This is a genomic window from Streptomyces sp. UNOB3_S3, assembly GCF_020740895.1.
In the GTDB taxonomy this organism is placed as follows: Bacteria; Actinomycetota; Actinomycetes; order Streptomycetales; family Streptomycetaceae; genus Streptomyces.
The window spans coordinates 1-3,083 of sequence record NZ_JAILXP010000568.1 but is presented as its reverse complement, the minus strand read 5'-3'; the positions used below and the strand labels follow the sequence as shown (position 1 = coordinate 3,083).

The following is a 3,083-nucleotide window of genomic DNA, read 5'->3' as shown; positions in this document are numbered from 1 at the left end:
GTGGTCCGCCGCCCACAACCTGCCCATCGACTTCGCCTACAACGGCGTCGGCAGCGAGGAGTACCGGGCCTCGCACGGCGGCGCGCCCGACCCGCTGCTCCAGCAGTTCGTCGCGGACCAGAAGTCCTTCCGCTGGATCAACCACACCTACACCCACGCCTTCCTCGGCTGCGAGCAGGACACCAGCTCCGTGCCCTGGAAGTGCGCCACCGACGCCACCGGCAAGACCCGCTGGGTCAGCCGGCAGACCATCGCCTACCAGGTCGACGAGAACCTCCGCTGGGCCGCCCGCCAGGGCCTGACCCTCGACAAGGACGAGCTGGTCACCGGCGAGCACTCGGGCCTGAAGACCCTGCCGCAGCAGGTCCAGGACAACCCCGAACTCGCCCCGGTCCTCGCCCAGACGGGCGTCAAGTGGATCGCCAGCGACACCTCGCGCGAGCGTGAGCAGCGCCCGGTCGGCACCGCCCTGACCGTGCCCCGCTACCCCATGAACGTGTACTACAACGTCGGCAAGGCCACCGAGCAGACCGACGAGTACAACTGGCTCTACACCAAGAAGGCCGACGGCGGCAGCGGCACCTGCGAGAAGTTCCCCGAGACCACCACCTGCCTGAAGAAGCCCCTGGACGTCAAGACCGGCTTCCAGAGCTACATCGCCCCGCTCGAGGCCCGCATCGCCCTCGGCCACGTCCTCGCCAACGACCCGCGCCCGCACTTCATGCACCAGTCGAACCTCTCCGAGGAGCGGATCGGCTACACGGTCCTGGAGAAGGTCCTCGCCGACTACGCCGGCCTCTACGCCGACAACACCCCGCTCGTGAACCTCCGCCAGCGCGACATCGGCGACGAGCTGAGCCGCCGCGCCGCCTGGAGCGCCGCCGTGGCCGCAGGCAAGGTCACCGGCTACCGCGTCGGCAACACCGTCACCGTCACCACGCCCGCCGGGCTGAACACCACCGCGACCGTCCCGGGCGGCACCACCGCCCAGGGCGGCACCGCCTTCGGGACCCCCTACGCCGGCGCCCGCTCCGGCTGGAGCGCGCCCGCCGCCGGCCAGACCCAGCTCACCCTCACCCTGCCCGCCGACACCCCCGTCACCGGCGTCGCGGACGGCAGGGCCGCCCGGGTCCAGGCCCCCGCGGCCGCCCTCCCGGTGCCCCCGGGCGTCGGCACCCGCGTCCCCTTCGGGGCCGGGCACACCGAACGGCGCTGAACCGGCTCGTACCTCCGTGCTGCACCACCCCGCCCCACCGTCTCCTGGAGAGAACCGACTTTCATGCACGGACCGTCAGCCGAACCCGCCTCCGCCACCCCCTCGGTGACCCTGCTCACCGAGGGCACCTACCCCCACAGCCACGGTGGGGTCAGCGTCTGGTGCGACCAGCTCGTCCAGGGCATGCCCGACGTCGACTTCCACGTCATCGCCGTCACCGGCACCGGCCGCGAGGCACTCGCCTGGGAACTCCCCGGCCACGTCAAGGCCGTGGACACCTTCCCCCTGTGGGGACCGCCACCGGCCGGCCGCGCCCCGCGCGGCCGGCACCTGCGCCGCTTCCTCGCCACCTACGAACAGTTCCTGCTGTCCCTCCTCGATCCCGCGCGCGAAGCGCTCTTCGCGCCCGCCTTCTACCGGCTCGCCGACCACGCCGCCGACGGCACGCTCTTCGCCGCCCTGCGCGGCGAGGCGGCGGCCCGGCTGCTCGCCCGGCTGTGGAACCGGCCGCACCTCGCCACGGCCGCCGCGCGCCCCACGCTCCACGACGCGCTGGCCGCCACCGACCTGCTGGAGCACGCCCTGCGCCCGCTCGCCGCGCCGGCCCCCGCCGAGGGGATCACCCACGCGGTCAGCGGGGGCCTGGCCACCCTCCCCGGGCTCATCGCCCACCACCGGCACGGCACCCCCTTCCTCCTCACCGAGCACGGCATCTACCTGCGCGAGCGCTACCTGAGCTTCCGCGCCGAGCCGTACCGGTGGCCCGTCAAGGCCGTGATGCTCGGCCTGTTCCGGCTGCTCGCCGAGGAGGGCTACCGCAACGCCGCGCTCGTCACCCCCGGCAACCGCTACAACCGCCGCTGGGAGGAGCACGGCGGCACCCCGCCCGAGCGCATCCGCACCGTCTACAACGGCGTCGACCCGGCCGCCTTCCCGCCCGCCGGCCCGGAACCGGACCTGCCCACCCTCAGCTGGGCCGGCCGGGTCGACCCCATCAAGGGCCTGGAGACCCTCATCCGCGCCTTCGCGCTCGTCCGGAAGGAGATACCCGACGCGCGGCTGCGCCTCTTCGGCGGCACCCCGCGCGGCGGCGAGGGCTACCGCACCGCCTGCGAGGGCCTCGCCGCCGAACTCGGCGTGGCCGACGCCGTCACCTTCGAAGGCCGCGTCGACGACATCCGCGACGCCTACGCCGCCGGCAACGTGGTGATGCTCTCCAGCATCAGCGAAGGCTTCCCCTTCACCCTCATCGAGGCCATGTCCTGCGGACGCGCCACCGTCTCCACCGACGTCGGCGGCGTCCGCGAGGCGGTCGGCGACAGCGGACTGGTCGTCCCGCCGCGCGACCCCGAGGCCATGGCCAAGGCCGCGCTGCGGCTGCTGCGCGAGCCCGAACTGCGCGCCAGGATGGGGGAGTCGGCCCGGCTGCGGGTCATCGAGCAGTTCACCCTCCGGCAGACCATCGACGGATTCCGCGACATCTACCACGACCTCTCCGGCCTGCGGCGCCCCGTCCCCGTGGACGTCACCGCCGACCGGCCCGCCCCCGTCATGGCCCTGGCCGCCGGCGGTGCGGGATGAGCGGACTGCTGCGCCTGGTCCCCGGCGAACCCGAACCCTCGCACGAACTCGCCGCCGCGCCCACCGGGACCCGCTCCCGGCCCCGGTGGGCCGCCGACCCCCTCGACGAACTCGCCGAGGAGCTGGCCGACGTCTGCGCGGCCGCCGTCCACCCCGACGAGATAGCCGCCGTACTGGAGGCCGACGGACTCACCGGGGAACAGATCGCCGAACGCTACGGCCGCGCCGACGCCTTCGAGCTCGCCGCCGAGCTCTTCGCCCGGGTGCCACGCGGCCACCCCGAACC

Annotated in this window: 1 protein-coding gene and 2 pseudogenes; all 3 read left to right on the top strand. The window is 73.9% G+C overall.

Annotation, left to right across the window (positions count from 1 at the left end; translation table 11 throughout):
- Nucleotides 1–1,216: pseudogene (locus K6I33_RS33695) on the top strand (hypothetical protein); the annotation flags it as partial.
- 63 nt (nucleotides 1,217–1,279) lie between these two features.
- Nucleotides 1,280–2,797: a GT4 family glycosyltransferase PelF gene (pelF, locus tag K6I33_RS33690; RefSeq protein WP_229358591.1), complete on the top strand. Its 1,518-nt coding sequence runs from the start codon at nucleotides 1,280–1,282 to the stop codon at nucleotides 2,795–2,797.
- Nucleotides 2,794–3,083, top strand: a pseudogene (locus tag K6I33_RS33685) (hypothetical protein); the annotation flags it as partial. The gene pelF and the pseudogene K6I33_RS33685, both read left to right, overlap by 4 nt.